This is a genomic window from Cephaloticoccus capnophilus (genome assembly GCF_001580045.1).
GTDB lineage: Bacteria > Verrucomicrobiota > Verrucomicrobiia > Opitutales > Opitutaceae > Cephaloticoccus > Cephaloticoccus capnophilus.
Genome location: NZ_LSZP01000065.1, coordinates 1 through 4,810, shown reverse-complemented (window position 1 = coordinate 4,810; position 4,810 = coordinate 1). Strand labels below are relative to the sequence as shown.

Genomic DNA, 4,810 nt, shown 5'->3' with positions numbered 1-4,810 from the left:
GGGGGGGGGGGGGGGGGGTGAGTTCCGCTAATGCATGCGACGCACCGACTGCGCAAAGCAGCGCAGCACTAACAACAGTTTTAGCAAAAAGAGAGGCCATAGTCCGCCCAAACTCCGCTTCGCCCCCACCCGGCTAAACCCAATCCGCCTAACCTGCACTACGCAGCGCTTGATAAGATCCCTCCCGCCCCCGATCTCTACCTTAGCGCTACGTGTAGCGCGCAGCCGCAGACCGTTTTCTCTGAGCTTCCACTGCGCGTGGGGCGGCAGGCTGTGCCTGCCGCCCCACGCGCAGTGGAGGTCTGTGATTAGGTGGCGGTGACTTTTTTCCCAGCGGTGGTGGGGCCGGGGGCGAGGGTGTAGATGTCTTCGATGTGCACGAGCACTGCAAACTTGGGCGGTTTGTAGCCCTTTTCTTCGGCGTAGGCGACTGCTTGTTCGAAGGGCTCGCCCTCGCTGAACACCTCGGGCCGGCCGACGAAGCGGTAGCCCTCGAGTGCTTCGCGGGCGATAACGGCCACGGCGATTTTGGAGCCGTCGCGGATATTCTGCAGGGTTTGGCCTGCGGTGTTCTCGTTGTAGATGAGGGTGCTGTCGTCGTAGGTCCGCAAGCTGCGCTTGGGCCCGATGTCGGGCAGCCCGTCTTTGCTGCAAGTCGCCTGTATGGGCAACTGTTGGGCCAATATGGCCTTCATGTGGTCGGTCAGTTTTATCATGTGTGGTTCTTTCTACCCTTTCCGCCTTTTGGGAAAAAAAGACTGCGCTGGGCCAGCAGTGGCTCGACTTCTTCGGTCAACGGTTAGGCTTCATTTTGTAGCATTAGCTACATTAAACACTAAGCGAGCAAGCAAAAGTCCGTTTCTGTGCGAAAACTGCCTACTGGCTTTTCGCCAGTGGGCAGTGTCGCGGCGCATTCAGCCCAGTCGCCTACGCCAGCCCGCCTACGCCAGTCGCACGATGAGATCTTTGGCTTCGACGGTATCGCCGACAGCGGCGTAGAGCTCGGCCACGGTGCCGTCTTCGGAGGCGTAGATGCTGGTTTGCATCTTCATGGCCTCCATCATGAAGAGCCGGTCGCCCTTGGCGACTTTAGCGCCGACAGAGGCGTTCATGGTGACGATGAGTCCGGGTATGGGGGCCGCGATTTGGTCTGGGGCGCTGAGGTCAGCCTTGGGGCGAGCCTGCGTTTTGGCGGCGCGGCTTTTATCCGCCACGAGCACTTCGCGGGCCATGCCGTTGAGTTCGTAAGTGACGGTGCGGCGGCCTTGGGCATCGGACTCGCTGACGTTGATGAGCCGGATAATGAGGACTTTGCCCTCCTCGATCTCGACCGAGATTTCTTCTTGCGGCTGGAGTCCGTAGAAAAAGGCGGGGGTGGGCAGCGCGGCGACCTTGCCGTAGTCGCGCGTGCGTTTCGCGAAGTCGGCAAAGACCTGCGGATACATGAGGTGTGAGTAGAGCTCGTCGTCGCTCACGGCCTCTGGCGCACGATGAAGTTTGGCGGCGATTTCAGCGCGGAGCTGCCCCAACTCCTTCGCGTGAAGGGTCGCGGTCGCTTTCTTATCGCGGGGCTTCGCGGGTTTCTTCGCGGCTGCGGTGTCGGCGCGATATTTGGCCTGGGCGGCTTTGAATTTCGCCTCACCGAGGACGGCGCGCCACACGCCGACCGGCCAGCCGCCTTCGGGCCAGCCGAGCCCGCCGCTGAGCATGTCGATGACGCTTTCGGGGAAGGGCGTCTCGCCAGCGGGCAAGTTAACCACATCGGCAGGCTTTATGCCGCGCGAAAACAGGAACAGGGCCATGTCGCCGACGACTTTCGAGGAAGGCGTCACTTTTACGATATCGCCAAACAGGGTGTTCACTTCGGCGTAGGTTCTGGCGATTTCGGGCCAACGCTGCGCGACACCCATCGCTGCGGCTTGCTCTTTTAAGTTGGTGTATTGGCCACCGGGCATCTCGTGGAGGTAGACCTCGGCGCTGCCGGTTTTGGGCGCAGTGTCGAAGGGGCGGTAGTACTCACGGGCGGCTTCCCAATAGTCGGAATACGCGTCGAGTGCGACCCGGTCGAGGCCGGTGTCGCGCGGGCTGTGTTGGAGCGCGGCGACGACGGAGTTTAGGTTGGGCTGCGAGGTGCTGCCCGACATCGATGCGATCGCGAGGTCGACGACATCGACCCCTGCCGCGCTGGCTTGGAGGACGGAGGCCGCGGCGATGCCGCTGGTGTCGTGCGTGTGGAAATGGATAGGGACGCCGACCTCCGCTTTTAGGGTTTTGACTAGCTGGTGCGCCGCGTAGGGGCGGCACAGCCCGGCCATGTCTTTGATCGCGATCATGTGTGCGCCCATCCGCTCCAGCTCCTTGGCGAGGCGCACGTAGTATTTGAGCGAGAACTTATCGCGGCTGGGGTCGAGGATGTCGCCCGCGTAGCAGAGCGTGCCTTCACAAATCGCGTGCGTGTCCTGCACGGCCTCCATCGCGACGCGGAGATTGGGCAGGTAGTTGAGCGAGTCGAAGATTCTAAAAATATCCATACCGCTGGCGGCAGCGTGTTTCACGAAGCCGGCCACGACGGAGTCGGGGTAGTTGGAGTAGCCGACGGCGTTTGCCCCGCGAAAGAGCATTTGGAAACAGATATTGGGCACGCGGGTGCGCAGCTCGCGGAGTCGCTCCCAGGGGTCTTCGTCGAGGAAGCGCATCGCGGTGTCGAAGGTCGCCCCGCCCCACATTTCGAGTGAGAAGAGTTGCGGCGCGTGGCGCGCGAGGGTGCCCGCGCTGGCGAGCATGTCGTAGCTGCGGACGCGCGTCGCCATGAGTGACTGGTGCGCGTCGCGAAAGGTGGTGTCGGTGATGAGGAGCGGCTTTTGCCTAAGCACCCAGTCGGCAAATTTCCTCGGGCCGAGCTCGAGGAGTCGCTGGCGGCTGCCGTCCTTAAGGCTCCCAGAGGCCAAGTTTTTTCGCAGCGTCGTTTGGGCGGCGTCCCAGTCGATGGGCTTTTCGGGTTTGTAGCCTTTGGCTTGTGGGTGGCCGTTAACGATGACGTTACCTAGGAAGTTGAGCAGCTTGGTCGCGCGGTCGCGGCGCGGGGCGAAGCGGAAGAGCTCGGGCGTGGTGTCGATGAGCGTTGTAGTGGCTTGCCCATTACAAAAGAGTGGGTGCTCGATGACGTTTTCCAGAAAGGGGATGTTGGTCTTCACGCCGCGAATGCGGAACTCGCGCAGCGTGCGGCTCGCCCGCCCGAGTGCTTGCTCGTAGCTCTGGCCGCTGGTGATGAGCTTCACCAGCATCGAGTCGTAGAAGGGCGTGATGACTGCGCCGGCGTAACCCATGCCGCCGTCGAGCCGCACACCGAGCCCGCCGGGCGAGCGGTAAACGAGGATTTTCCCGTAGTCGGGCACGAATTTGTTTTCCGGGTCTTCGGTCGTGATCCGGCACTGGATGGCGTAGCCGTTGCAGGGCACATCGGCTTGGCGCGGCATGCCGACTTCGGGCGAGTGGAGCGCGTGGCCTTGCGCGATGAGGATCTGCGCGCGGACGAGGTCGAGGCCGGTGACGACTTCCGTGACTGTATGCTCGACCTGGATACGTGGGTTCATCTCGATGAAGAACCACTCGTGGCGGTCGAGGTCGTAGAGGAACTCGATCGTGCCCGCGTTATCGTAGCGAATCTCGCGGGCGATGCGCACGGCGGCTTCGCAAAGTGAATCAATCACGTCGCGCGGGAGCCCATAGCTGGGCGCGACCTCGATGACCTTTTGGTGGCGGCGCTGCACCGAGCAATCGCGCTCGTGCAGGTGGATAACGTTACCGTGCTGGTCGCCGAGGATCTGCACCTCGATGTGCTTCGCGTTGGCGATGTATTTCTCTAAAAACACCGCTGGATTACCGAAGGCGCGCTCGGCCTCGCCTTGCGCTTCCTCGAGCAGGGCGCCGAGTTCTTCGGGTTTGTGAACGATGCGCATGCCGCGCCCGCCGCCCCCAAAGGCGGCCTTAATAATGAGCGGGAAACCGATTTTTTGCGCGATGCGGATCGCGTCCTTGCGGGCGGTCACAGGCTCCTCGGTGCCGGGCAGGACGGGGACTTGGGTCTTTTTCGCGAGGGCGCGGGCGGTCGTTTTGTCGCCCATCATTTCGAGCAACTCGGGGCGCGGGCCCACGAAGGCGATCCCGGCTTGCGCACACGCACGGGCAAACTCGGCGTTTTCCGAGAGAAACCCATAGCCCGGGTGGATCGCCGATACGCCTTTTTCCTTGGCGAGCGCAATGATGCCCGGGATGTCGAGATAGGCGGCGACCGGACCGAGCCCGTGACCGACTTGGTAGGCTTCGTCGGCCTTGTAACGGTGAATGCACAGCCGGTCTTCCTCCGCGTAAATCGCGACCGTGCGCAGCCCTAGCTCGGTGCCCGCACGAAAGATGCGCACCGCGATTTCACCGCGATTGGCCGCCATCAGTTTGAGCGGGGTGCCCGGCACCGCTCCCTTTGATGAGGAAACAACGCTGGCTTGGAACTTAGAAGCAGCCCGCTTCAGTGCGGGCTTTTTTTTGCGCGAAGGAGGCATGGGCGAGCGAAGGAGCGTTAGGGAAAAAGCAGAAAACGAGGAAGATACCGCGCGGTTGTAGCAGCGACTTTGCCCACGCCAAGGGCGAAGCTGCGCGTTTTTTGCTAGCAGCCTGCTCCCGCTTCAAACGCACGCCGCGACGGAGGCAGATTTCCCACTACGCGTGGGGCGGCAGGCTGTGCCTGCACCCGTTCAATTTGGGATTTCGCAACGCGCTATCGCGCGAAAGCGAAATCCCAAATTTGAAAGCA

At 62.1% G+C, this 4,810-nt stretch carries 2 protein-coding genes; both read right to left on the bottom strand.

What is annotated here, in order from left to right; all coding sequences use genetic code 11:
• Positions 1 to 308: 308 nt before the first annotated feature.
• Positions 309 to 716 (bottom strand): pyridoxamine 5'-phosphate oxidase family protein, encoded by a 408-nt coding sequence (locus tag AXK12_RS08385; protein WP_068713381.1) that lies wholly within the window; start codon positions 714 to 716, stop codon positions 309 to 311.
• Positions 717 to 941: 225 nt separating this feature from the next.
• Entirely contained in the window at positions 942 to 4,448 is a 3,507-nt protein-coding gene (locus tag AXK12_RS08380; protein WP_068713379.1) for a pyruvate carboxylase, read from the bottom strand.
• Positions 4,449 to 4,810: the final 362 nt, after the last annotated feature.